This is a genomic window from Paenibacillus lignilyticus, assembly GCF_017942085.1.
In the GTDB taxonomy this organism is placed as follows: Bacteria; Bacillota; Bacilli; order Paenibacillales; family Paenibacillaceae; genus Paenibacillus_Z; species Paenibacillus_Z lignilyticus.
This window is the reverse complement of the sequence record NZ_JAGKSP010000006.1, coordinates 233844-259383: the sequence shown is the minus strand read 5'-3', so window position 1 is coordinate 259383 and position 25540 is coordinate 233844. Positions and strand designations below refer to the sequence as shown.

Below are 25540 nucleotides of genomic sequence, written 5' to 3'. Positions count from 1 at the left end.
GCTGCCCCCTCATGGGGAGCAGCTTCTTCTGTATAGCTATTCAACGGGCAGTAGAATGGTAAACGTCGTACCGGCACCCATCACACTATCCGCTTTAATTTGACCACGATGCGATTCGATAATGTTCTTCACGATGGCAAGCCCGAGACCTGTTCCGCCTGTTCCGCGTGTACGAGCTTTATCTGCCTTGTAGAATCGTTCGAAGATAAACGGAAGGTCACCTTGCGGGATCCCCTCTCCCTCATCTGTTACTTTAATTTCTACAAAGGCCTTCTGTTCGACGATCAAATTGCGCGCGCTGAGCGTGATCGACGCCTGCTTCGCCGTATGGCGAATCGCATTGTCGAGCAGGTTCGTCAGCACCTGCTCCATCCGATCCTCGTCCGCCTGCGCGATGACGAGCGGCTCTGTAGGGAGCTCGATATGCAGGTGGATGTCCTGCTCCTTCGCACGTACTAAGAACTTGCGGTGGACTCGCTTCAGCAGGCCGGTCAAATCCGTCTCAACGAGCTTCATCTCAATATGACCGGCTTCCATTCTGGCCAGATCGAGCAAATCCTTCACGAGGCGCCCCATTCGCAGCGACTCCTCGTAAATCACCTGTGCAAGCTCCTTACGCTCTTCCGGTGATGCCGCAATATCATCGATCAATGCTTCGCTGTAGCCTTGCAGCATCGATAACGGCGTCCGAATCTCGTGTGAGACGTTCGCAACGAAGTCGCGGCGAAGCTTCTCCAGCTTCGTCTCCTCCGTTACATCCCGCATCACCGCAACCGCGCCGCGCACGGTATGATTCGATTTGAGCGGTGCCATGACAACTGACCATACTCCGCTTTGCACATGCACCTTATCGGATAAATCCCGGCCTTCGCGAAGTACTTTGCGGTAAAGATCAAACATTGGCTCAGGCACTTGCGTATGGGAGCCGATATAATCCTCGGTCCACTCCAGCTCATTCCACTTGTCGATCAGCTTCTGTCCATGCGGATTGGCCAGAATGATCTGACCTTCCGCATCGAAGGTAACGACGGCATCCGCCATACTGCGGTGTACGCTCGCTAAGTGATCCTTCTCATGATTCAAGTCATGAATCAATGTATCCAGCTCAGAAGCCATATTATTGAACGTGTTGGCCAGATCACCGATCTCATCCGTCGAGCGAATCGGTACTCGCGTACGGTACTCCCCTTGGGAGATCAGATCGGCCGCTTTCTTGAGCTGAAGCAGCGGCTGCGTGATTTTGGTCGAAAGGAAAAATGCAAAAAACGTGGATAACAGAAACCCGATAATCGCGGTATAGACAAACAGCACTTTGACTCGATGAGAGTTATCGAAGGCGATGTCGATATACTGCAGCAGAAACATGCCGAGAATCAGCAGGACGAGCGCTACGAGCGCGATGATGGTAATCCACAGCTTGCCGACAACACTGCGCCAGATCATCACTTACTTCGGCACCTCAAGCTTATAGCCTACGCCCCAAACCGTCGTGATCATCATCGCAGCTTCCGGAGACACTTTATTCAGCTTCTCGCGAAGTCGTTTAACATGGGTATCCACGGTACGAAGATCTCCGAAAAATTCATAGTTCCAGACGTCTTTCAACAGTTCCTCACGGGAAAATACTTTATCGGGCGATATCGCCAAGTAGTGGAGCAGCTCATATTCCTTCGGTGTCAAGCTGACCTCTTGTCCGCCAGCCATCACGCGATGCGCGTCATGCTCGATAATGAGATGCGGGAAAACGATATTATTGCTCGTCAATGCTTCCTTCGTCAAGAAAGCGGTAGCGGACGAACGGCGCAAGATGGCTTTCACACGATAAATGACTTCGCGAGGGCTGAACGGTTTCACGACATAGTCATCGGCCCCTACTTCAAACCCTTGCACGCGGTTCATTTCCTCGCCTTTAGCCGTCAACATGATGACAGGAGTGGCCTTTACTTGGCGAAGTCTGGAACAGACCTCAATCCCGTCAATACCGGGCAGCATAACATCCAGCAGAATCAGATCAAACTCGCCGGCTGTCGCAAGGCGCAATGCGGTTTCGCCGTCCTCGGCCTCCTCGATGAGATAGCCTTCCTTTTCCAGGTACATTTTGAGCAGCCTGCGAATCCGTTCTTCGTCATCGACTACAAGAATGCGTTGAAGTTCTTCAGACATGTCCGTTGTCTCCTTTCAAATCTGTGCTAATCATCATTAAACGCCTGCGTAAGAGTGCAAGCCGACGAGGACCAAGTTAACCCCGATCAGCGTAAACATGACGACGACAAAGCCGATAACCGCAAGCCATGCCGACTTGGAACCATGCCATCCGCGCGATAGACGCAAGTGCAGGTAGGCCGTGTAGTACAGCCACGTAATAAGGGCCCACACTTCTTTCGGATCCCAGCCCCAGAAACGCGACCAGGCAATGTAAGCCCAGATCATCGCGAATATGAGCGCGCCTAACATGAAGATCGGATACCCGATCGCAATGGCGCGATAACTGATTTCATCGATATCATCCTCGTCGATACCATCCATAAGCGGATGAATCGCAGCCCCAATTCGCTTACGCAGCACCAGGCGGAGAAGACCGTACAGAATCGCTCCGTTGATGATCGACCACGTAATGGTGTTCAGCTTGCGTGCCGCGTTGACACCTTTCATCCAAGACGGTGTTTCCATCAGCGGTTTCTTCACGCCAAGGAATGGTTCAACCAACACGTCTTGGCTGTTGAAAGGCTTGAAGATGGGCGGAAGGGAATATTCAACCGTTTCCGTTGTCGTGCTCTCGATTCCTTTATCGTCGATCACGACATTCTCTTGCTTGAACGTCGCTTCGTAGCCTGCACCGCGGAACGAGAAGACCGAACCGATGAAGGCAATGATCACAACGATGACAAAGAGCGTAAATTCGACCCAGCGCTGTTCGCGTCTAGCTTGCGGACTTGTTTTCTTGAAGTCAACCGTACGAAGCAGATACATAAGTCCTGCAGCAAAACCGACCGCGAAGAAGGCTTCGCCTGTTGCCGCTGTCGTCACATGCACTTTAAGCCAGATCGATTGCAGAGCCGGAATTAGCGGCTGCACTTCTTGAGGGAATACCGCGGCGTAAGCGACGATAATAACCGTTAGCGGCAAGGTAAACAAACCAAGCAGCGGTTTGCGGTAAATAGCGTTGACGACGATAAAAGCAAACATGATCGCCATGGCCAGAAACGTCATAAACTCATACATGTTGCTGGTCGGAATGTGACCTCCGCCGATCCAGCGTGTAATAAAGAATGTGACATGTGAAGCAAATCCGAGGATCGATACCCCGTAAGCGATGCGTCCCCAGCGGCGAACATGCTCTTCCGGACTGCGGTTGCTCCATTTGCGACCCAATGCCGAAACGCCATAAAACATAAATCCGAAGCAATACAAGAAAAATGCGACTATAAATGCGTCGCTGCTAAAATCAAGCAAACTCACGACTTGTTCCTCCCGTTATCGAGCGACTTCGGCTCTACGACGACGCCTAAACCGCGTAATGCGGAAGCGACCTCGGCACGCATGCCGTAATTGTTCTTGTTCGTATGTGCGCCTAACGTGACGCGGCCGCCGTCTATGCGAAGCCAAATTCTGCGGTGATGCCAATAAGAGCCGAGCAGCAGTCCGAACATCGAAATGCCTGCCCCCACCCAAATATAAGGCATCGCCCGGTCCGAGCGGATATTGAGCGAGGTCATTACGCCTGCGAACTCAACGCCTTCCATAGTAGGCACCTTCAGCTCAAACCGTTTAGCCAGATCCCCATTGATGAGATCCTGACTGAATCTCGCTTTATCGGTCTGTTTCGGGAAGTACATATACGGCACGCCATCCGCGGCCAAATCCGGGCCTTTCATGACGAACACAAATGCCGGCGCGTTCGGTTCCTTGGATTTCGTCGTCGGCTTGCCTTCCGAATTCAGCGCAAAATCCATGTACGTCTGGCGGAGCTCAAGTGTATACGGTCCAAGCTTGTAGGTTAATTCCGGATTCCGCATGACAAGATCGAATGGTCCATAGGTTTGGCCAGTCTTGTGGTCGATAAGTACCGGATGAACGGCCTTTAGCTTCGGTGTATCGTCAAAGCCGAATTGATATGCCTTGATGCCTTTGTAGGAAAGAGGATCGTTCACGATAATATTGTGCCGTTTCACTTCCTTCAATTGCGGCTGCTTGGAAGGATCGTCGCAATCCGCCTCGCATTCGTAAAGCACGGCTTTCGTCTCATAGAGTTTGGCCCGAGCCGTTCCTTTCAGCGATTCCGGAAGCTCTGCGTCCGTATAATAGTTGATCGTAAACTTCTCATTCTTCACGTAATAGTTCGTTTCGGGGATTTGAACCGTATCCCCTTCCGTCACCGTTACATAATTGTCCATTGCCCAGCCGGGAAGCGTGCGCAGCAGTACCGCGAGCAAGAACACGATCAAGCCGATATGATTAATATAAGGCCCCCAGCGACTGAACCGGTATTTCTCTGCCAGAAGTGCATCGCCTTCTTGATGGACCTTATAATGCTTTCGCTTTAGCTCCTTAGCCATAGCTGCGGTCCAATTCTCTGCCGAGCCTTCGATATCACTCGCATACACGGTCTTCTGTCTGGTCAAGAAGGTATTGTGCTTGCGAATTTGCTGCTTGTTCAGTGCCCGATAGAGCGGCAGCACGCGGTCAAGACTGCAAATAACGAGCGAGGTTCCGATCATCACGAGCAGTCCGATAAACCACCACGACTCATACGTATTGGAGAAGCCGAGCTTATAATACCATTTGCCGATCCAGCCGTAACGCTCTTCGTAATACGTCGTAGGATCAAATGAGATGAAGGCATTCTCTTGTGTGAAAATCGTGCCGATCATAGCCGCAATCAGCGTAATCACGATCAGCCGAACAGCAATCTTTACCGAAGAGAAAAAGTTCCAAACGCGGTCAATCGGTGACGGGTTCGTCTTCTGCGAGCGGCGGGCAATGCCGTCGTATCGCATCTCGAGCGGCGCATCGCTCTCTGCTTCTTCGCCGTCCAGCGGGTTGCCGCAATGCTCGCAAAGCACGGTTCCGACCGGATTCTGGTGACCGCATTCGCATTTCGTATTTTCAAAAGTCAACATGCAAAAAACCTCCTTCGACTAGGACTGAAGCAATTTCTCGATACGCTTGTCCATGTCCGCTTCCGCCATCGGTCCGACAAAGATGTCTTGAATCGTTCCATCCGGCTTCACAAAGAAGGTAGTGGGATACGACTTCAAACCGTACTTTCGCTGTACGTCGTTGTTCTCGTTAAGCAGAATGGAATAGTTGACATCAAACTGCTTCACAAAATTTGAAACGGTCAGTTTGTCCTCGCCAAGATTAATCCCGACAACTTCAAACGGCTTGTCTTTATGCTTTGCGTATTGGGCTACCAAATCCGGCGTCTCCGTTACGCAGCCCGGGCAGTATGTACCCCAGAAATTAATGACAAGTGCCTTGCCTTTGTAGTCCGCGAGCCGGTGCGTCTGGCCGTCCATGCCGAGCAGGGCAAAATCCGGCGGCTCTGAGCCTTTCCGCGGCAGCCCGTCGTGAGAACTAAACAGTGCATTGCCGATCGCGTAGCCCCCAAGGAGCAGTACGCCCAGGAAAATAACCAGTTGAATGAGTCTGCGGTTCGATTTCATAAATGTTCGTTAGTCACCGCCCGTTCTTATGCTGCAATTTACATGAATTCGAATACTATCATTATAACGAAAATTCGACGGCAATTGAGGTTGCCGTCGCTCGTTATTTTTGAATTTTATGTGTCTTGACAGCCGCTGCGCGCAGCTCTTGGACCTCTTTAGGCGTTAAATGGCGGAACTTTCCACGAGCCAGTCCGTGTAGTCCCAATTCACCGAATCGTACTCGGCGAAGCAGCAGCACCGGATGATTAATGGCATCGAACATCCGACGAACCTGTCTGTTCCGCCCCTCGTAGATCGTGATCGTAATCGTCGCCTGGTTCTTCTCCGTATTCACATCGTGATACTCTACCTCTGCAGGTGCTGTCATTCCGTCCTCAAGCAGAATGCCCTGCTGCAACCGCTCAAGCGCCGTGCCGTGAGGCACCCCTTTTACAGTGGCCCAGTAAGTCTTCGGTACGTGATGGCTGGGATGCGTCAATAAGTTCGCAAACTCGCCGTCATTCGTAAGCAGCAGCAAACCTTCCGTATCATAATCAAGCCGGCCTACAGGATAAACGCGCTCTGTAATTCCCGGCAGATAGTCCGCCACAATCTTACGTCCCTGAGGGTCACTCGCACTTGTAATGACGCCTTTGGGCTTATGAAGCATCAAGTATAGCTTGTTTTCACTCTGGATTCTGCGGCCCTTCACCGTAATGATATCAACGGCCGGGTCTGCTTTGACCCCCAGCGTGGTCACTGTCTCCTCATTGACCTGTACTTGACCGGACAAAATGAGCTCCTCGCATTTGCGGCGTGATGCGACGCCTGCCTGCGCTAAAATCTTCTGTAAACGTTCCAATGATTTCACCTCACCCACCATCATACCCTAAATGACAGGTGGAAAGAAAGTACGCAGCAAATAAGCCCGCGAGAGCGATGCACCATTCGTGCAGCACTCTTGCGGGCCAACTCATCGCAATTTATCCAAACACCAATAAACAAATGATAATAGCAGCGAAAAAACCGACGAAATCTGAAAACAATCCTACTTTAAGCGCGTACTTACTGCGCCTGATTCCTACCGCTCCAAAATATACCGTGAGTACGTACAACGTTGTATCCGTACTCCCTTGAATCGTAGATGAAATCCGGCCAATCATGGAATCAGGTCCATACGTCTTAATAAGCTCCGTCGTGAAAGCCAGCGACCCGGCTCCCGTAAGCGGCCGCAGCAGCCCCAGCGGCAATACCTCGCTTGGAATCCCCAAGCCATCGAACAAGGGTCGTATGAGCGAAGCCATCATATCCATCGCACCGGATGCTCGGAACATACTGATCGCTACCATCATGCCGACCAAATGCGGAATAATGTTAATGGCGGTACCGAAACCGTCCTTAGCGCCTTCAATAAACGTTTCATAGACGGGCACGCGTTTAAATGCGGCATAAAGCGGAATAAACACGATCATGAACGGGATGATCCATGCCGAGATGGCCGTTATCCATTCATACAACGGCCTCACCCTTTCCTTGGCCGTCTGCCGTCAGCGACTCCATACTTCGAGGAGCTGCCGTTCCATCGCGACTTGTAAATCGCGGCGGCTTGTTGCGATATCGTTTGCGGTACCAGCGATCGGCTGCAATCGCAGCCGCTGTTGCAACCAAGGTCGCTGCTAACGTCGTCCCGACAATCTCCGCGGGATGCGCCGAGCTGTAGGTCATGCGAATGGCAATCAACGTTGTAGGGACAAGCGTAATGCTTGAAGTATTGAGCGCAAGCAACGTACACATCGCCGCTGAAGCGGTCTCTTTGTCCGGATTGAGCTTCTGCAGCTCCTGCATCGCTTTGATCCCCATCGGTGTTGCCGCATTGCCAAGCCCAAGTATGTTTGCGCTCATGTTGCTCATTATGTAACCGAGGGCCGGGTGACCCTTCGGCACGTCTGGGAATAGAAAACGGACAACCGGCTGCAGCAAGGCAGCGATTTTGCGGAGCAGGCCGGCGTCCTCGCCAATCCGCATAAGCCCCAACCAGAACACCATCACGCTGATGAGCCCGAAGCTGACTGTGACGCCGCTCTTCGCCCCCTCAAAAGCGGCCTCGGTCAAGGCTTCCATTCGACCATTCACGATAGCTGCAACGAAGCTGACCGCAATAAAGAAAAGCCAAATGAAATTTACCATCCCCCGGCCTCCTTCCCTCCAAACAAAGTTGACAGCGTGACCGTCAATGCCCGGCGGAAGGAAGCTGACGATAAACCGCCATAAGCAGACTCTGATTGATCACCGATCACCCAAGCCGGTTTCTCCGGCAATGTAATACGCTGACTCTGCGGATCAAATACAGGCGTCGACCCGATCCTCTCCTCGCCGATAAACCACTCCAGCTTCCCGCGCTCACCAAGCTTGTACGCAGTAGAGTTTGCATCGATAAGCGTCAGCTTCGAGCGCAGCTGCTGCTGCTCGCCTTCTGCAAACGGATAGAGCAGCGTCCGTCCAACGGCAAGCGGATACCCGTTTATCGACTGACCTTTGTGCGTCACTTCGGTTAAGCGGAAATTGGCGAATCCGAAGTCGAGCAGCTTTCGGTGATCCTGCCAATCATTGCCGTCGTTTAAAGTCACGGCAACAAGCTGTTGGCCATTCCGAGTAGCCGAGCTGACTAGCGTGCGAAGCGACTTCTTCGTATAGCCCGTTTTGACGCCGTCTGCTCCTTCGTACATCGTGAGCATTTTATTTTTATTTCGCCATAGGTAGTCCCAACTATCGTTCGGATTAGGAGCCTTCTTCTCTTTCGTTTTCACGATTTCTTTAAACACCGGGTTCTTCAAGGCGTAAGCAGTCAGCTTGGCCAGATCGTTCGCGGAAGAATAATGTCCCTCGGCGTCCAGGCCGCTGGGGTTCATGAACTGCGAATTAGAGAGGCCGAGCATCTGCGCCTTCTCGTTCATCATATGGACGAAACCTTCCTCCGTGCCGCCGACATGCTCCGCAATCGCGGTTGCCGCATCATTGCCGGAGCGGAGCATCAAGCCGTAAAGCATATTTTGCAAGCTCATTTCCTCGCCGCGTTGCAAATAGATGGAGGACCCTTCTTTGCCTGCTGCTCGAATACTCGTTTTCACTTTGTCCGTGAGCTTACCGTGCTCAATGGCTACGATCGCCGTCATGATTTTCGTTAAGCTGGCAATTAGCATGGGCTTGTCCCCGTTATAACTGTAGAGAATGCGGCCTGACTCCACATCGATAAGCGCTGCGCCTTTCGCATGGGTCGAAACGCTCCCCTTCGGAGCAGCGGCAGCTGTCGTGAATCCCGACAGGAAGAGGAAAACCGCGGTTGCCAGCACGATCAATTTGTACCGTTTTCGGGTGAATCTCGACCTCATACACTTCCTCCTTCGAAACTGGCGGGCAAGAACATGGTCTTGTACCAGTATATGAACAGGTCCATGAGATATACTACCAAGCCCGTCCTGAAAAAAAAGAAACCGCCCCGCAGGGACGGTTCCATATGCGATTAGTGGCCATCCATACTTTCGATGAGGACTGATTCCAGCCCGCTGTCACTGCTCGTCGAGCTTTTCTTGAACATGCTCTGGATTTTCTCGAACACTTGCGGCGCGGAATCAATGACCCGTTCCATCAAATGAGTCTGATTATCCAGCGGTACAATACGCACCCCCTGCGTGCCTACGACCAGGAAAGCGATTGGCGTTATGGATACCCCGCCCCCGCTGCCGCCTCCAAATGGCAATTGAACGGCTGCGTTATGGGCTTCCCCGTGCTTATGCTCGTCGAACCGGATATCACTGCCTCCCGCGACAAAGCCGAAGCCCACTTTCGAAATCGGCATGATGACGCTGCCGTCGGGGGTTTGGACCGGATCACCGACAATCGTATTTACATCGACCATTTCTTTGATATTTTCCATTGCTGTCTGCATTAAGCCTTGAATCGGATGGTCTGTCATCTCAAAAAAGTCCTCCTTGGTTCAAAGTCGGTAGCTGCACCTTGCCGTTCATATCGTTCCCCCGCTTAAGGAGCATTATGTAATCAGCCGCGAAGCAGAATACGCTGTAAGCCGAGAAAGCCGCCCGGCAGACCATGCGCTTTCTTAATCCGAACGAATAACCGCAGAATGGCAAATATCGCATAACCGAACGGCACCTTAGCCGTGAATTTACCTTCTGTTGAGAAATGCGGCTTTTGGTACACCGGTTCAACGACAAGGCTTGGATCCGCAGTCAATCGAACGAGCTGTGACAGCACGCCTATTGAAGTTGTTTTCACCGACCAGACCATGCCGGTCAGCATGGCAGTCCACATCGCGTCACCGGTGCCAACCGCTGTTCGCCAATACCATTCCGTCAGTCTTACATGTCCCAGCGTGATTCGAACCCAGCCGAGCATATCGTCTGTATGCTTGAGGAGCAAATGGGCTTTATCGATGGATTTCATGATCGAATTCGCATCCACGCTGCTCATTTTGGCATTCAGATCAATCCCGCCTGCATTCTCCGCCAACATTTCCTGTTTCAATTCGATGCTCATCCCTTTGAACTTCACAATCGGCAGCTGCCAATGATAATGAATCAAACCGAATAATGCTCGAATGCGCAACTCCGCATCATCATCGTTGCCAATCCGTTTCATATGGCCGCGAATTACAACGGGAGACGATAGCGCAATGATCAAGAGCAAAAAAAAGAGACCTGTCCCGATCATCCATCCGAGCGGGTAGCCTAACATGGCGTTTCCCCCGTTTCCCTTAATTGGTCGGATATAGTATGACCTAGCGGACAAATCTCATTCTTGTTTCTAACTTTCCTCTATTGGAGTAGGCATTTCTTCGAGCGTCATTTGACGTCCTTCCAGCCTCTCGAAGAGAGCTTGCGTCTGCTCGTCCAAGGAATCGTCGACGACTGCCGATGGTTCCGGCAACGCATCAAGACCCGCGAGCCCAAAGTAATCGAGGAACGACTTCGTCGTTCCATACAGAATCGGTCTGCCGATTTGCTCGGCGCGGCCGATCTCTTCGATTAAATCTTTGTTTACAAGCGATGCAATCGCCCGATCGCTCTTCACGCCGCGAATTTCCTCGATATCTACGCGCGTTATCGGCTGTCTGTACGCAACGATGGATAACGTCTCAAGCGCCGCCTGCGACAAGCTTGAACGCGTCGGCGAGTGGGCCATTCGCTCGAAGTACGCTGCATGTGCAGGGTTGGTTGTCAGCCGGTATGCACCGGCAACGAAGGAAACCTGAATGCCGCGCTTCTTGCTCTTTAAATCCTTCGTTAGGTCTTTCACAATGTCTGCCGTCACAGCTGCATCCATCTCCAGAATTTCGGATAGCTGCTTTGCCGTCAGCCCTTCATCCCCGGCCATGAACAGCAGACCCTCAATAATCGACTTCAGTTTCGAGAAATCCACCTTCGACTGCTTCTCCTCTCCAATGCACGACGATATCCTCAAACAGGCTGTGCTGATAACAACGAATATGCTTCATCTTCATCAGCTCAAGCAGCGCCAGGAAGGTAACGACTACCTCGTGCCGGCTCATATCGTCGCGGATCAGCTTGGAGAAGCGGACCGTTTCGAATTCGCGGAGCACCTCGATAATATCGCGTATACGGTCTTTGACCGAAATTTCGTCACGCTGAATGGTCGCAATGACATTACGTCTAGATGCTTTGCGGAGCGCCTTCTGAAAAGCTGCGATAAGATCGCCGACGTTCAGTCCTTTGACCGGGTTCTCCGGAACGGCCTTCATGAAAGGCGTCAAATCCTCCGGCTCCTTCGTATAGACCAGACTCCGCTCGAATTCCTGTTCGCGGAGCTGCTCGGCGATTTGCTTATACTTCCGGTACTCCACCAGCTTCGCGATGAGTTCGTCGCGAGGATCAAGCCCGTCATCCGGCCATTCGTCGTCGTAGTCGTCGTGATCGATGACCGGCGGCTTCGGCAGCAGCTGTTTGCTTTTGATGGAAAGCAGTGTGGCCGCCATGACGAGAAATTCGCTCGTGACCTCCAGCTCCAGCTCTTGCATCGCATTCAAGTAGTCCATATATTGATCCGTTATTTCGCTGATGGACACCTCGTGAATGTCGATTTCTGCTTTATCGATGAGATGAAGCAGAAGATCGAGCGGTCCTTCGAACGATTCCAGCTTATACGTCACCGCCATGGTGAAAGCCAACTCCTACACTATTCTCTTCTTAGACGCTCTTAGCCTTGCAGCACTTTCGTCAGGTTAGCCATTTCGATGGCCGTAACCGCGGCTTCCCAGCCTTTATTGCCGGCTTTCGTTCCTGCGCGCTCAATCGCTTGCTCGATCGAATCAACCGTCAATACGCCGAAGATCGTAGGAATCCCTGTTTTCAGTGCGATAGCGGAAACGCCTTTCGCAGCTTCGTTGCACACGTAATCGAAGTGAGGCGTTGACCCCCGAATAACTGCACCAAGGGTGATGACGGCGTCGTATTTGCCGCTTTCAGCCATCTTTTGCGCGATCAATGGGATTTCAAATGCGCCCGGTACCCACGCTACATCCACTTCGCTGTCAGCAGCGCCGTGACGTTTGAATGCATCCAGCGCTCCTCCAAGCAGCTTGCTGGAAATAAACTCATTGAAACGACCTACTACTACTCCATATCGTAAACCCTCAGAAATTAAATGTCCTTCAAAAACTTGCGGCATTGATTAGTCATCCTCTCGGTTTTCCTTGTTAGCAAGGTTAGTTTAGTTTGGTTTGGTTTGATTTATTGAGGCAAATCATCAAATTTCAGCAGATGGCCGAGCTTTGACTTTTTGGTGTGCAAGTAGCTGTTGTTGTCCTCGTTCGCGTCCATCTGAATCGGAACGCGTTCGACCACTTCGATACCGTAACCTTCCAAACCGCGGATCTTCCGCGGATTGTTCGTCAGAAGTCGCATCTTGCGGATGCCGAGATCTTTCAGAATTTGAGCGCCGATACCATATTCGCGCAAATCCGGCGCAAAGCCCAATTTAATATTCGCGTCGACCGTATCCAATCCCTGCTCCTGCAGCTGGTAAGCTTTCAATTTGTTGATCAAGCCGATACCGCGGCCTTCCTGGCGCATATAGAGCAGCACGCCGTTGCCGGCTTCATTAATTTGACGAAGCGCCGCTTCAAGCTGTGGACCGCAGTCGCAGCGATGGGAATGAAAGACGTCTCCGGTCAAACATTCGGAGTGGACACGTACCAGCGTAGGCTGGGCCGGATCGATTTCGCCTTTAACGAGGGCAACATGTTCCTTGTTATCGACTTCGTTGGTGTAGGCGACTGCGCGGAACACGCCGTAATCGGTCGGCATCTTCACATCGACGACTCGCTCAACCAGCTTTTCTTTCTCATTGCGGTAGTGGATCAACGACTGAATGGAAATCAGCTTCAAATTATGTTTCGCTTTGAATTCGATGAGATCCGGCAGACGAGCCATCGAGCCGTCTTCTTTAATAATTTCACAGATGACCGCTGCCGGCTTAGAACCGCACATGCGAGCCAAGTCGATCGCCGCCTCCGTATGGCCGGCCCGGCGCAGGACGCCGCCTTTCTTGCCGATGAGCGGGAAAATATGACCCGGACGTCTGAAATCGTCCGCTTTCGCGCCGGAATCGTCCATCAGTGCTTGAATGGTTTGCGAACGCTCGTAAGCGGAAATACCTGTTGTCGTGGAAACATGGTCAACCGAAACCGTGAAGGCCGTTCCGTGATAGTCCGTATTTCGCTGCACCATCGGCGGGAGATCCAGCTCCTCGGCGCGTTCAGCCGTAATCGGTACACATACGAGTCCGCGGCCTTCCGTGATCATGAAGTTGATGATCTCGGGCGTTGCTTTGCTGGCAAGCGCAATTAGATCGCCCTCGTTCTCCCGGTCTTCGTCATCCGTAACGATAATCGCTTTGCCTAATATCAAATCATAAATGGCTTCCTCGATTGTATCAAATGCTGGAGTACTCATCTTTTCTCACTCTCCTCTGTAAGGCTGTCTGTCTCTATTTACATAAAACCGTTCTCTGCCAGAAAAGCGGCCGTTATGCTGCTCTTCGGTTCCGCGGCTCTATTGTCCCTTTGATCATCAACTTGGCTGCCCCCTTTAAAATGGAGCAGGTGATCCACATACTTGCCTAACACGTCGCATTCCACGTTAATGACGCTACCTGCTTGCTTCATTTGCAGCGCGGTCTCGCGAAGCGTATGCGGAATGATGGAGACCGAGAAGCTGTTGGAGCTGGCATTCACTACCGTTAAGCTGATGCCATCAAGCGTAATGGAGCCTTGTGGAACGACATAGCGCATAAGTCCGGAATTATGCGGCCTGATTGTAAATACAACCGCGTTCACATTATTCTCTCGACTGAGCACTTCGCCTGTCCCGTCAATATGACCTTGTACAATATGACCGCCGAACCGACCGCCTGCCTGCATGGCCCGCTCCAGATTCACGCGTTCGCCAGGGCGTATATCCTTCAGGTTCGTGTGCCGGAACGTCTGTGGCATGACATCTGCCGTGAAGACGGTGGAGCTTAGCTCCGTCACCGTCAGACATACGCCATTGACGGAAATACTGTCGCCGATGGCGGCATCCTTCAGAATATGGGGCGCTTCGATCGTCAGGACCATCGCTTCACCTTGTTTATGCGTCTTCTTCAGCGTGCCGATTTCTTCAATAAGTCCGGTAAACAACGTTCTCTCCCCCTCTCCCTCTTGTTAGCTCGCTTGAGCCTACTACTCCGCGCTACCTTCATTGAGGTTGCGCAGATAGCCGCTAATCAGCACATCGTCACCTACGCGTTCCACGGCCATCTCCTCCAAGCGGATAGCTTCGGACATCTTGTCGAAGCCTTCGAATTGGAAGACGGCGGGCGCTGCGGATCCGCCAATCAGCTTCGGTGCAATAAAGAGAAGCAGCTTATCGATCAATCCGAGCTCCAGCATCGCCCCGTTCAGCTTTCCGCCGCCTTCGAGCAGGATAGAGCCGATCTCCAGCTCGCCGAGCTTGCGCATGGCGAGCTTCAGATCTACTCGGCTCCCGCCGCCGCAGCGGATGACTTCAACGCCGGCTTCAGCCAGTGCAGCTTCTTTGATCGGATCCGCGCCTTCCGTCGTAAGGACGATGACGCGCGAGGAACGGTCTTGAACCGCTCTTGCTCCGACCGGCAGCCGAAGTGTGGAATCCACAATGATGCGGACAGGATGTACGGCAGGCACGGTCAGCCGAGTCGTAAGCTCAGGGTCATCCGCCAGCGCTGTATCGACGCCGACCATGATACCCATGTGCCGATGACGCAGCGTGTGTGTCAGCTCTCTGGCTTTAGCACCGCTGACGTATCTGCTGTCGCCGGTCTTGGCTGCCAGCTTCCCGTCTAGGGTCATCGCTGATTTCATCGTGACGAATGGAAGCCGGGTAACGATGTATTTATTAAACATTTCGTTCATGCGCGTTGATTCTTCGCCGAGAATACCGACCTCGACCTCAATGCCCGCCTGCTGCAGCTTCGCGATGCCGCGACCTGCAACCTGCGGATTCGGATCCGTGCAGGCTACGACAACTCTTGCAGCCTTAGCGGCAATTAATCGGTCGCAGCATGGCGGTGTTCTGCCATGATGGCTGCACGGCTCCAGCGTGACGTATACGGTCGCGCCTTCCGCTTGATCTCCTGCCATGCCCAGTGCGTGCACTTCCGCATGGCCTTCGCCTCGCCGTAGATGTGCGCCAAGACCAACGATGCGTCCATCCTTGACCACCACACACCCGACAACCGGATTGATATCCGTCTGTCCTTGTGCTTTTGACGCCATATCCAATGCGAGCCGCATATACATTTCGTCGTTCAATACTGCGATTGACATAACAAAAATCACCCCTTGGCAGTCGGCCAACGGGGTGATGGGTTGAAAAAACCATAAAGGGACGTATTCGAAGACACATTCAAACAAACTCAGCAACATTGTGAAAAAAAGAACAAGGTTGGCGAGAAATGAAAAAATGGAATTCGCGTACTGTCTCCTTCTCCCATCCAGACTATACTGTCGGTCCCGGATTTACACCAGGTCCACCGTTTCACATGCCCCATGCCACTCGGCGTCTGGAACAATGTGACCCGGGTCACGGACTGACAAAGTTATCGGCTGCCATTCGATTATCGAGCAGCACAGCCCTTTGATCACCGCCGGTTGGGAATTTCACCCGACCCCGAAGGAAAAACGCAAATACTTTGTAGAAATGTTACCACTTCACCATGGAAAATGCAACTTGTTTCCGCTAGATGCTTCATACGAGAGCCGGCAGTTCCCATTTACTTCCTTATCGTTTCCGGAAGAATGCCCGCCTCCCCCTACTAAAACAAAAAAAAGAGGCTGTCCCAGTCATCGACGGATGACAAACGGACAGCCCTTCATTTCTTACACTTCTACGATTTCAACCTTGCTCATTTTGTCGCGGCCTTTGAAAGCATCGACATGCTCCATGCCTTTGGACACTTTACCGAAAACGGTATGTCCGCCGTCAAGGTGCGGCTGTGGCTGGTAAGCGATATAGAACTGGCTGCCGCCGGTGTTACGGCCGGCATGCGCCATTGCGAGCGATCCGCGCTCGTGTTTGTTCGGATTGATTTCGCAATCGATTTGGTAGCCGGGACCGCCCGTGCCTGTCCCGTTCGGGCATCCGCCTTGAGCGACGAAGCCGGGAATGACGCGGTGGAATGTCAAACCGTTGTAGAAACCTTCGTTAGTCAGCTTCTCAAAGTTCGCTACTGTTCTCGGCGCATCCTTCTCGAACAGGTCAATATGAACCTCTGCACCGTTTTCCATCGTGATCTTTGCTTGTTTAGCCATTGTGTTGCTGCCTCCTCAAAACCCTATTATTTAGCTGCCGACGTTTGCTGCATACGCGCAGGAATGACGTCATTGCCGATAATATCGTCAAGCGATTCCCGTTTGACAGCTACGTCAGCTGCACCGTCTTTTACAAAGACGACTGCTGGGCGGCGAATCCGATTGTAGTTACTCGCCATAGCATAATTGTACGCGCCTGTGCAGAATACAGCAAGTAAATCGCCGCTATTCGCTTTAGGAAGCTCCAAATCGATGATCAATTTGTCGCCGCTCTCGCAGCATTTGCCCGCAACCGTAACGGTTTCTTCAAGCGGATCGTTGGCACGATTCGCAAGCACCGCTTCGTATCTGGACTCATACAACGCCGGACGCGGGTTGTCGGTCATTCCGCCGTCAACGGAAATGTACTTACGAACGCCCGGGATATCTTTGCTTGTCCCAACGGTGTACAGCGTCGTACCTGCATCGCCAACCATACTGCGGCCGGGCTCAACCCAGATCTCAGGAAGCGGATAGCCGGCTGCCGAGAAGTTGGATTTAATGGAATCCGTAATGGCTTTCACGTATTGCGAAACCGGAAGCGGAGTATCCCCTTCTACATAGCGGATACCGAAGCCGCCGCCAAGGTTGATTACGCGGAACGAGATGCTCAGCTCATCGCGTACTTTCACAGCGAAGCCGGCCACTTTATCAACCGCCATCGTAAAACCTTCAACCTCGAAAATTTGCGAGCCGATGTGGGAATGAACGCCAAGCAGCTCCAGGTTAGGCTGCGCGTCCGCTTCTTGAATGGCTTTGTAAGCTGTGCCGTTACCAAGGTCGAAGCCGAATTTGGAATCGGTTTGGCCTGTGGTGATATATTCATGCGTATGTGCTTCTACACCTGGCGTGATACGGAGCAATACGTTCACTTTCTTGCCTTTGTCGCCCGCCAGAGCGTTAAGCAGGTACAATTCATTGAAGTTATCGACTACGAAGCAGCCAATGTTCGCATCAAGCGCCATGTTGATTTCTTCCGGCGTTTTGTTGTTGCCGTGGAAATGGATGCGCGCGGCAGGGAAGCCTGCTTTAATCGCTGTGTACAGCTCGCCGTCGGAAACGACGTCCAGCGACAGCCCTTCTTGTTCGGCGATCGTGCACATTGCCATTACGCTGAAAGCTTTGCTTGCGTAAGCTACTTGGAATTTAAGGCCGGAAGCGCGGAAAGATTCCACATACTCGCGAGCTCTTTGACGAACGAGCGCCTCGTCGACAATATATAGAGGTGTTCCGAATTGTGCGGCCAGATCAGCCGTATCGCAGCCGCCGATTTCCAGGTGGCCTTGTGCATTGATTTTGCTAGTACCGTGTAAGTACATATAGTTCTCCTCCGTTTTCTCCCATGAAATTCCCAATGATTATGTTTGCACCATTTAACATCAGTATAGCGTATTCGGTCAATGGCCGAAATGGATAAATCCACATTTCATTTGCATTTTTTGCAAAAGCGCTCAGCGATGCTTGTTATTAGGCATGCGATCCCGCTGCTGCGGCTTCAGCAAATTCGGCCTTGTTCGGTTCGACAACACCGGTACACGGATGATTATACTCCATAATCCTCGCGCATCGAAAGGGATAAGCGGCCACATATAGGGTCTGTTAAAGGAGCGGCTCATGACCAGCATGACGAATACGACTGTCGTCGCGACCATAAAGCCGGGCACTCTGAATATCGCCACGGCGACGATGAGGAGCAGCCTGATTATTCTGTTGGCAAGGCCCAGCTCATAGCTTGGCGTCGCGAACATCCCGATCGCGGCAATCGCCATATACAGCACGACTTCGTTGACGAATAGTCCCGTCTTCACGGCAATATCGCCGATCAAGATGGCGGCGATCAATGACATCGCCGTAGCCAGCGGCGTCGGCGTATGAATGGATGCCATCCGCATCAAATCGACCCCGACCTCAGCAAGCAGAAATTGCGCGACCATCGGCAGTTTTCCCGGCTTCTGCGCACCGATGAAATCAAGCGCCGGCGGCTTCAGCTCCGGCTTGAGCGTGAACAAGAACCATAACGGAAGCAGGAACAAAGAGGCTGCGATCCCGAAGAAACGGACCCAGCGCAAATAAGTGCCGATGAACGGCGTTTGCCGATTCTCTTCCGCATGCTGAACCAGATCAAAGAACGTCGTCGGCAAAATCATCACGCTCGGCGTTGTATCCACGAACAATGCGACATGCCCCTCCATCAAATGGACGGCAACCGTATCCGGGCGCTCCGAATAACGAACGAGGGGGAACGGGTTCCAGCCCCGTTTCACCGTAGCCTCTTCCAGCTGTTTATCAGCAAGCGGCAAACCGTCGATCTTGATGTTTTTGATTTTATCCTTGATGGCATCGAGCATTTCTTTATCGACGATATCATCGATGTACGCAATGCAAACATCCGTCTGTGTCCGTTCACCGACACGCATGATCTCATAACGCAGCTTCTTATCCCGCAAACGGCGGCGGACAAGCGTCACATTGACGAGCATCGTCTCGACGAACCCATCCCGTGAGCCGCGAACGACCCGCTCTAAGGAAGGCTCCTCGGGATTCCGCGACGGGAAAGCTTTGGCGTCAATCAGCAGCACGGTTGATTGACCTTCGATGTACATCGCCGTTCCCCCGGCCATCACGTTCGTCAGCATCAGCTCCCAATCCTGCTCCTGCGCCACCTGTACCGCCGACACATAGAGATCGAAGAAATCGTGCATGACATCCGTCGAGAGATCCTCTGATTCCAAATAGGTCAATCGTTTAATAATTTCCGTCAGCACCGTGTCCTTCGCAAAGCCGTTGAGGAAGAAGAAGGCGGTTCGTTTGTTGCCGAAGGTCATCTCACGGACAACAATGTCGAAGCTCGTCTTAAAGCCGATATCTTCTTCCAGCTTATGGAGAAAATCCTCCATCTTCAGAGGGATCGGCACTTTCGGCTTCTCCGCCTGAGACTGCGGCCGTTTACGATGGCTGATAATCGGCTGCTCCTCTTCAGCAAACGGAGGTTCCGAGAAGTGTATGCCTCCATCCACTTCTTCTGCTTGCCGATTAGCCTCTGCACCGGAGTCAGCGCTTGCCTCTTCTCCCTCTTCATGCTCTTTCAATTTCCCTTCACTGTCATACCAAAAAACATGAACAGGTTTCTTAAAGCCTGTTTGCTCTTCATTGTCGCCGCTATCGCGTCCACTCATATCGAACCCTTCCTTCCCTTCCAATCGGTATTACGATGCATCATCCATCCATTGAAAAACGAGCCAATCAAACAAGGATCCGGTTACTTTGCCAAGCAGCATGGCCATGACCAGGCTAACCATGTATCGGCTCAGTCTCATCCGTTTGGCCAGGATCGGGATCACATTCATCACCTCTGTCAGTGCGGCACCGAGCATCCCGACAAATATGCCGTCAAAACTGCCGATAACGGCCAATGTCCCAGACCTCGGCAGCATCATGCGCCAATCCAGGAAATCGGCAAGCGACCAGAATACGGCGCCGCAAACGACGGCCGTTTCGAACCAAATGGACTTCCGGTACGCATAAGCCAGCTGAGCAAGCCTTGGGATCACGTCCAGCACAATCAACAGAGCAACAAGTGCACTGCCTACCCCAAGTCCCCCTGCAAAACCCAGTATGGCGACGAACAGATTCGCTGCTGCACTAGCCATCGTCAATCCCCGTTCCCGGCTGCTTTAGCGCAGAGCTGGAGCCAGCCTCGCCGGATTCGCTTTTCTTGCGCATTTCGTCGGCGATGACGTAAGCATTGACATTCTCCTCATACATATAAAGCTCAACTTCGAGCGGGTTGGGCTCTTCATTGAATCGTTTGCGGAACAGGTGATTGAAGAACACCATCATCCCTACGCCGATTCCGAAGGAGTAGGGAACCTGAAACCACAGCGGATGCTCCGATTTCGTACCTGTCACCATCTCGGTGATGCGCGAATGGACTTCCTTCATACTGACGTCAGTATGGAAATTCATAATCGCCAGGCCGGAACCGAAAAACAGCAGCAGCCAAGTGACGATGAGAATGGCATAACGCGGTTTTCTCGGCGCATCGGCGACGATGACAAGCACCTGCGGATCTCCAAACGAATCGACCAGCGTGCCGGGTTCCGCTTCTCGGATCAGCTTGACGATTTGGAGCAAATCAATGACGACGCGATTGCCGTCCTTTCTTGAATGGCGGTGAAGCACCAGCGATGCAAGCCTTCGTTCCAGCTCGGCATCGCTTGAGAATAAGCGGGCGGCATGACCCAGCGTCACGTGCTCACCCGGTCGTATGCCAATCCGCTTGCGAAGGCGCAGATATAAGTTGGGCTGCATGTCAGCGTTCATGCCGGCACCCCCTTTCCAGTCAGGATTTCCTTGTTAGTATGATTAAAGGAGGGGCAGGATAATCGGAGCAAACACAGCAAAAAAAGCCAAATGGCCCCTTCGGGCAATTTGGCTTTGATCAGCAGCGTTCATTGCGCAATTTGATTGCGGATCAGCTGCAATATTTTTTTCTCCAGCCGGGATACCTGAACCTGCGAGATACCGAGCCTCGCGGCGACCTCCGACTGCGTTTGGTCGCGATAATACCTGAGAAATACAATGAGCCGCTCCCGCTCCGATAAGCCGCCGATCGCTTCGTTCAGCGCCAGCTTGTCGAACCAACGCTCTTGCGAATCATCAGCGATTTGATCCATCAGCGTGATCGGATCACCGTCATTCTCAAACACCGTCTCGTGAATGGACGTTGGCGGCTTATTCGCCTCCTGCGCGAAGACGACATCCTCCGGCGTGATTCCAAGCCGTTCCGCCACTTCTTTAATCGTGGGAAGACGACCCAGCACCTTAGACAGCTCATCCTTGGTCTTGCGCACCTTATTAGCCGTCTCTTTCAACGAGCGGCTAACTTTTAGCGTGCCGTCATCCCGAAGGAAGCGCTGAATTTCGCCGATAATCATCGGCACCGCATAGGTGGAAAATTTCACCTCATAGGAGAGATCGAACTTATCGACCGATTTGAGCAAGCCGATGCAGCCGATCTGGAACAAATCTTCCGGTTCATAGCCACGCCCCATAAACCGCTGAACTACGGACCATACGAGCCGGATGTTGCATTGCACGAGCGTATCGCGCGCGAGCGTGTCTCCCGATTGACTAAGCGCAATAAGCCGCTTGACCTCGGAGTCATCCAAATAAGGCTGCGCCGTTGTTTTCATATCGACATCCATGCGGTCCAACCCCTATGCGCCTAATTAAAAAGCGCTTTTTTCGATTCAATGCGCTTTGTCATCGCGATCGACGTTCCGTTACCCGGCTCGCTGTATACATCGAAGCCATCCATGAAGTTCTCCATAATGGTAAAGCCCATACCTGAGCGTTCCATTTCCGGTTTGGAGGTATAAAGAGGCTGGCGCGCAAGGTCCAAATCCTCAATGCCTCTGCCCTTGTCTTGGACGGTTAGCTTCACGATATCCCCGTCAATGAAGCCTTCGATCGTAACGACGCCGTTTGGATCGCTGTCGTAGCCGTGAATAATCGCATTGGTCACCGCTTCGGAGATAGCCGTCTTCAGATCATTCAGTTCCTCCATTGTCGGGTCCAGCTGAGATACGAAAGCCGCAACCGCAACACGCGCGAACGCTTCATTCTCCGAACGTGCGGAGAAAGACAGTGTCATCTCATTTCTTCCGTTCATGAAACGACCTCCAAACTTGTGAGCGCGAGCCGCTCGTTCTCGTGAATCGGCAATATTTTGAACAATCCCGACAGTTCGAACAGCCGGTAGACGCTCTGATTCACGTCACAAACGACCATTTTGCCGCCTCTGGCCTTGAGCTGCTTATACCGGCCGAGAATAACGCCAAGCCCCGAGCTGTCCATGAACTGCAAATCCTTCAGGCTGAGAATGATATGGGCGCTGTTGCCATGCAGAATCGCTTCTTCCATCTTGAACCGGACAACGTCCGCGGTATGGTGATCAAGCTCGCCCCGCAGTCTAACGATCAGTACATTTCGATAATGCTCCAATTCAATCTGAAGACTCATACTGTTGTTCACTCCTAACGATTATTGCCCTGCTATTGCGGAGCACAAGTTATCCACCTGCCAAGGGAAGACACCAGTCGATGGATAAGTTAGTGTTGAACAAGCAATTCTACGCCTCAGCTTTCATTTCCTGCCCCCCGACAAAACTAGAAGCAGAGCGCTAGAAGCAGACAAATACCGCGCCGGAACACTGTCTGTAAACGACAAATTTATTTAAATAAGCTGCCGCAAGACCGTTTGAACAACGTCCACCAGCCGGCACGCTCCACCGTAGCAGGCGAATCCACCGCAAACTCGGTCAGCACTTGATCGCCTTGGAATACGATCAGCTTCCCGATAGGTTCATTGATGGTAACAGGCGCCTTGAGCGGGTTAAGCTGCAATTGATAACGAATGTCCTTCACCGAACTGCCTTTCTTCAGCAGCACGCTGTAAGAATGCTTCGCCGTAAGTTTCAGTTCAGGCAATACGCCTTTCTCGACAGGCACAACCCCCATCGCGTCGCCCTTCTGGAAGATCGTATGGTTCATGTATTGTGCGAAGGAGTAATCAAACATCTGCGAAACTTCGGCATTGCGCGTTTTCGTATTCGGCTCTCCCATAACGACGGCGATTACCCGAAGATTGTCACGACGGGCAGTAGCCGTCAGGCAAAATTTCGCTTCGCTTGTAAAACCGGTTTTGAGGCCGTCGGCTCCCGTATAGAAACGGACAAGCTTATTGGTGTTTACCAGCCAGAACGGCTTCTCGCTGGATTTACGCAGGTAGTCCTGGTACAGCCCGGTATATTTCGTAATCTCGCTATGCTTCAACAGCTCTCTCGACATCACTGCAATATCATGTGCTGACGAATAATGATCCGTGGCCGGAAGCCCGTTGCAATTGTTAAAATGGGTGTTCTTAAGGCCAAGCTCGGCAGCGCGCTTATTCATCATGTCGACGAAAGCGGCTTCCGTTCCGGCGATTTTCTCTGCCATAGCTACAGAAGCATCATTCCCTGATGCAAGCGCTATGCCCTTCAGCATCTCGTCAACGCTCATTTGCTCGCCCGGCTCCAGGAAAATTTGCGAGCCTCCCATAGACGCGGCGTAGTCACTCGTGGAAACTTTGTCTGTCAGCTTAATCCGGCCTTCATCCAGCGATTCCATGATAAGCAGCATCGTCATGACCTTCGTAATGCTGGCAGGCGGCAAGGCGGCGTGGCTGTTCTTCTCATAAATAATCGTTCCGCTGTCTGCGTCCATAAGAATCGCGGAGCGGGCTGACGGAGCCAAATCCGCCGCGCCGGCAGGTGCGGCATTCGGCGCTGTTCCTTCTTTCGCTAAGGCTGCGGCAGGTGCCGTTAGAACGAATATCGCCGTTAAACTCATGGCGAGCAATTTCTTCCATTTGCTAATCATAGGTTGTTCTCCTCCTGAATGATGCCCGCGGCATAGCTATGGCCGCAAATCGGCTAAAATCTCATTCCTAGTGTGGACGAGTGAACAGCAAAATATTCCATTTTTTAGATGGAATATCAAAACTATCGCACAAAAGAAAGCGGCCGCTCGGGAAGAAACCCGAACAGCCGCTTTGTTTTGTACTGTATAAGATGAAACTTAGGCTTACTTATCGTTAATTAAAACCGATGTACGCCTTGCTCTGTCACCACTGACAGTAGAAGCGGCGACGGTGCTACCGGTTCGCTGCTGAAGGTGTATGCTTCCTGCACGCGTTTGACGACCTCACGAACAGAAGCGTTGTCCTCCCGCACGTGCAGCAATGCCAACGAATCGCCTTTCTTCACGTTGTCGCCGACTTTGAGCTGCATGACCACGCCGACCGCGTAATCGATGACGGATTCCTTCGTTGCACGACCTGCCCCAAGCAGCATGGCCGCAAGTCCCAGCTCTTCCGCTTGAATGGCCTTCACATAACCATCCTGCTCAGCGGGAACTTCAATCACAAGCGGCGCTTGCGGCAGCAGGGACGGATCCTCAGCCACCTGAGGATTGCCGCCTTGTGCGGCTACGAATACTTTGAACTTCTCGAGCGCTGCCCCGGAAGCCAGACGATCGCGAAGCATCGCCTCCGCTTCCTCCAGATTGCTCGCCTGTCCGCCAAGCACAACCATATGCGAGCTGAGCGCCAAACATAGTGCTGTCAAATCCTCGGGCCCTTTGCCGTGCAGCGTATCAATCGCTTCTTGTACTTCAAGCGCATTTCCGATGGCATAACCAAGCGGCTGGTCCATATCGCTGATCAGCGCTGCCGTTTTTCTGCCGACCTCGGTTCCGATCGCTACCATCGCTTTAGCCAGTTCCTCGGAATCCTCCAGCGTCTTCATGAAGGCGCCGCTGCCTGTTTTCACATCGAGCACGATCGCGTCCGCGCCGGCTGCAATCTTCTTGCTCATAACCGAGCTCGCAATAAGGGGGATCGACTCGACGGTTGCCGTTACATCGCGCAGCGCATAGAGCTTCTTGTCGGCAGGCGTCATATTACCGCTTTGACCGACAATCGCAAGACCGATATCGTTCATCTGCCCAATGAATTCCGCGCTCGTCAGCTCCGTGCGGAACCCTGCCATCGCTTCCATTTTGTCGATCGTGCCGCCCGTATGGCCAAGTCCGCGACCCGACATCTTCGCTACCGGAACACCACAGGATGCGACAAGGGGTCCGATAATCAGACTTGTTTTATCGCCGACACCGCCGGTGCTGTGTTTGTCGACTTTAATGCCGCGAATCGCAGACAAATCGACTTGATCGCCCGATTCTGCCATGGCCATCGTCAAATTCGCCGTTTCTTCCGCGTTCATACCGCGAAAAAAAACAGCCATAGCCCAGGCCGAAAGCTGATAATCCGGGATGTCGCCTTGGCTATAGCCTTTTATAAGAAATGACAGCTCGTCCTTAGAGAGCACACCGCCATTTCGTTTCTTTTGAATAATATCGACTGCTCGCAAGCGGATGAGCCTCCTTAT

At 52.4% G+C, this 25540-nt stretch carries 27 protein-coding genes and 1 riboswitch; all 27 genes read right to left on the bottom strand.

Annotated elements, in window-relative coordinates:
* Positions 1-36 precede the first annotated feature (36 nt).
* On the bottom strand, positions 37-1446 hold the full coding sequence (locus tag I8J30_RS17080) for an ATP-binding protein (RefSeq protein WP_210659741.1): 1410 nt from the start codon (positions 1444-1446) through the stop codon (positions 37-39).
* Complete coding sequence (locus I8J30_RS17075; protein ID WP_210659739.1) at positions 1447-2163, bottom strand: response regulator transcription factor; 717 nt, start codon at positions 2161-2163, stop codon at positions 1447-1449. It lies immediately after the preceding gene.
* Positions 2164-2199: 36 nt separating this feature from the next.
* On the bottom strand, positions 2200-3459 hold the full coding sequence (ccsA, locus tag I8J30_RS17070) for a cytochrome c biogenesis protein CcsA (protein WP_338044880.1): 1260 nt from the start codon (positions 3457-3459) through the stop codon (positions 2200-2202).
* Entirely contained in the window at positions 3456-5120 is a 1665-nt protein-coding gene (resB, locus tag I8J30_RS17065; RefSeq protein ID WP_210659737.1) for a cytochrome c biogenesis protein ResB, read from the bottom strand. The genes ccsA and resB overlap by 4 nt, the downstream gene beginning before the upstream one ends.
* 18 nt (positions 5121-5138) lie before the next feature.
* Complete coding sequence (locus I8J30_RS17060; protein ID WP_091219093.1) at positions 5139-5666, bottom strand: redoxin domain-containing protein; 528 nt, start codon at positions 5664-5666, stop codon at positions 5139-5141.
* 103 nt (positions 5667-5769) lie between these two features.
* On the bottom strand, positions 5770-6510 hold the full coding sequence (locus I8J30_RS17055) for a pseudouridine synthase (RefSeq protein WP_210659735.1): 741 nt from the start codon (positions 6508-6510) through the stop codon (positions 5770-5772).
* A gap of 121 nt (positions 6511-6631) precedes the next feature.
* Positions 6632-7120: a spore maturation protein gene (locus I8J30_RS17050; protein WP_177245887.1), complete on the bottom strand. Its 489-nt coding sequence runs from the start codon at positions 7118-7120 to the stop codon at positions 6632-6634.
* Positions 7121-7157: 37 nt separating this feature from the next.
* Entirely contained in the window at positions 7158-7835 is a 678-nt protein-coding gene (locus I8J30_RS17045) for a nucleoside recognition domain-containing protein (RefSeq protein WP_210659733.1), read from the bottom strand.
* Positions 7829-9037 carry a D-alanyl-D-alanine carboxypeptidase family protein gene (locus I8J30_RS17040; RefSeq protein WP_210659731.1) on the bottom strand — a complete coding sequence of 403 codons (1209 nt, stop codon included), beginning with the start codon at positions 9035-9037 and terminating at the stop codon, positions 7829-7831. Before I8J30_RS17040 ends, I8J30_RS17045 begins: the two co-directional genes overlap by 7 nt.
* Positions 9038-9168: 131 nt before the next feature.
* Positions 9169-9621 carry a GerW family sporulation protein gene (gene ytfJ, locus I8J30_RS17035; protein ID WP_091219104.1) on the bottom strand — a complete coding sequence of 151 codons (453 nt, stop codon included), beginning with the start codon at positions 9619-9621 and terminating at the stop codon, positions 9169-9171.
* An 83-nt stretch (positions 9622-9704) separates the two neighbouring features.
* Positions 9705-10400, bottom strand: a complete 696-nt coding sequence (locus I8J30_RS17030; RefSeq protein WP_210659729.1) for a DUF2953 domain-containing protein — start codon at positions 10398-10400, stop codon at positions 9705-9707.
* Positions 10401-10469: 69 nt separating this feature from the next.
* A complete protein-coding gene (gene scpB, locus I8J30_RS17025) occupies positions 10470-11084 on the bottom strand; it encodes an SMC-Scp complex subunit ScpB (protein ID WP_210659727.1) in 615 nt (204 codons plus the stop codon).
* Complete coding sequence (locus I8J30_RS17020; protein ID WP_210659725.1) at positions 11053-11838, bottom strand: segregation and condensation protein A; 786 nt, start codon at positions 11836-11838, stop codon at positions 11053-11055. The genes scpB and I8J30_RS17020 overlap by 32 nt, the downstream gene beginning before the upstream one ends.
* 41 nt (positions 11839-11879) lie before the next feature.
* Entirely contained in the window at positions 11880-12350 is a 471-nt protein-coding gene (ribH, locus tag I8J30_RS17015) for a 6,7-dimethyl-8-ribityllumazine synthase (RefSeq protein ID WP_091219114.1), read from the bottom strand.
* 62 nt (positions 12351-12412) lie between these two features.
* Positions 12413-13636 (bottom strand): bifunctional 3,4-dihydroxy-2-butanone-4-phosphate synthase/GTP cyclohydrolase II, encoded by a 1224-nt coding sequence (locus I8J30_RS17010; RefSeq protein WP_210659723.1) that lies wholly within the window; start codon positions 13634-13636, stop codon positions 12413-12415.
* 38 nt (positions 13637-13674) lie between these two features.
* The gene (ribE, locus tag I8J30_RS17005; RefSeq protein ID WP_210659721.1) at positions 13675-14361 is read right to left on the bottom strand and encodes a riboflavin synthase; all 687 of its coding nucleotides are present in this window, start codon (positions 14359-14361) and stop codon (positions 13675-13677) included.
* 42 nt (positions 14362-14403) lie between these two features.
* Entirely contained in the window at positions 14404-15528 is a 1125-nt protein-coding gene (ribD, locus tag I8J30_RS17000; RefSeq protein WP_210659719.1) for a bifunctional diaminohydroxyphosphoribosylaminopyrimidine deaminase/5-amino-6-(5-phosphoribosylamino)uracil reductase RibD, read from the bottom strand.
* A gap of 151 nt (positions 15529-15679) precedes the next feature.
* A riboswitch (FMN riboswitch) is annotated at positions 15680-15883 on the bottom strand.
* Positions 15884-16080: 197 nt separating this feature from the next.
* Positions 16081-16512 (bottom strand): peptidylprolyl isomerase, encoded by a 432-nt coding sequence (locus I8J30_RS16995; RefSeq protein ID WP_210659717.1) that lies wholly within the window; start codon positions 16510-16512, stop codon positions 16081-16083.
* A 26-nt stretch (positions 16513-16538) separates the two neighbouring features.
* The gene (gene lysA / locus I8J30_RS16990; RefSeq protein ID WP_210659715.1) at positions 16539-17870 is read right to left on the bottom strand and encodes a diaminopimelate decarboxylase; all 1332 of its coding nucleotides are present in this window, start codon (positions 17868-17870) and stop codon (positions 16539-16541) included.
* A gap of 132 nt (positions 17871-18002) precedes the next feature.
* Complete coding sequence (locus I8J30_RS16985) at positions 18003-19727, bottom strand: spore germination protein (protein WP_210659713.1); 1725 nt, start codon at positions 19725-19727, stop codon at positions 18003-18005.
* A gap of 30 nt (positions 19728-19757) precedes the next feature.
* A complete protein-coding gene (locus I8J30_RS16980) occupies positions 19758-20201 on the bottom strand; it encodes a stage V sporulation protein AB (RefSeq protein ID WP_210659711.1) in 444 nt (147 codons plus the stop codon).
* Complete coding sequence (locus I8J30_RS16975; RefSeq protein WP_210659709.1) at positions 20194-20874, bottom strand: stage V sporulation protein AA; 681 nt, start codon at positions 20872-20874, stop codon at positions 20194-20196. The genes I8J30_RS16980 and I8J30_RS16975 overlap by 8 nt, the downstream gene beginning before the upstream one ends.
* A 128-nt stretch (positions 20875-21002) precedes the next feature.
* Positions 21003-21758 carry an RNA polymerase sporulation sigma factor SigF gene (sigF, locus tag I8J30_RS16970; protein WP_091219142.1) on the bottom strand — a complete coding sequence of 252 codons (756 nt, stop codon included), beginning with the start codon at positions 21756-21758 and terminating at the stop codon, positions 21003-21005.
* Between the two features lie 20 nt (positions 21759-21778).
* Positions 21779-22225, bottom strand: coding sequence for an anti-sigma F factor (spoIIAB, locus tag I8J30_RS16965; protein ID WP_091219145.1), 447 nt, complete (start codon positions 22223-22225; stop codon positions 21779-21781).
* The gene (spoIIAA, locus tag I8J30_RS16960) at positions 22222-22575 is read right to left on the bottom strand and encodes an anti-sigma F factor antagonist (protein WP_090976827.1); all 354 of its coding nucleotides are present in this window, start codon (positions 22573-22575) and stop codon (positions 22222-22224) included. Before spoIIAA ends, spoIIAB begins: the two co-directional genes overlap by 4 nt.
* 209 nt (positions 22576-22784) lie before the next feature.
* Complete coding sequence (locus I8J30_RS16955) at positions 22785-23975, bottom strand: D-alanyl-D-alanine carboxypeptidase family protein (protein WP_210659707.1); 1191 nt, start codon at positions 23973-23975, stop codon at positions 22785-22787.
* Positions 23976-24193: 218 nt separating this feature from the next.
* Positions 24194-25522, bottom strand: coding sequence for a pyrimidine-nucleoside phosphorylase (locus I8J30_RS16950; RefSeq protein ID WP_210659706.1), 1329 nt, complete (start codon positions 25520-25522; stop codon positions 24194-24196).
* Positions 25523-25540: the final 18 nt, after the last annotated feature.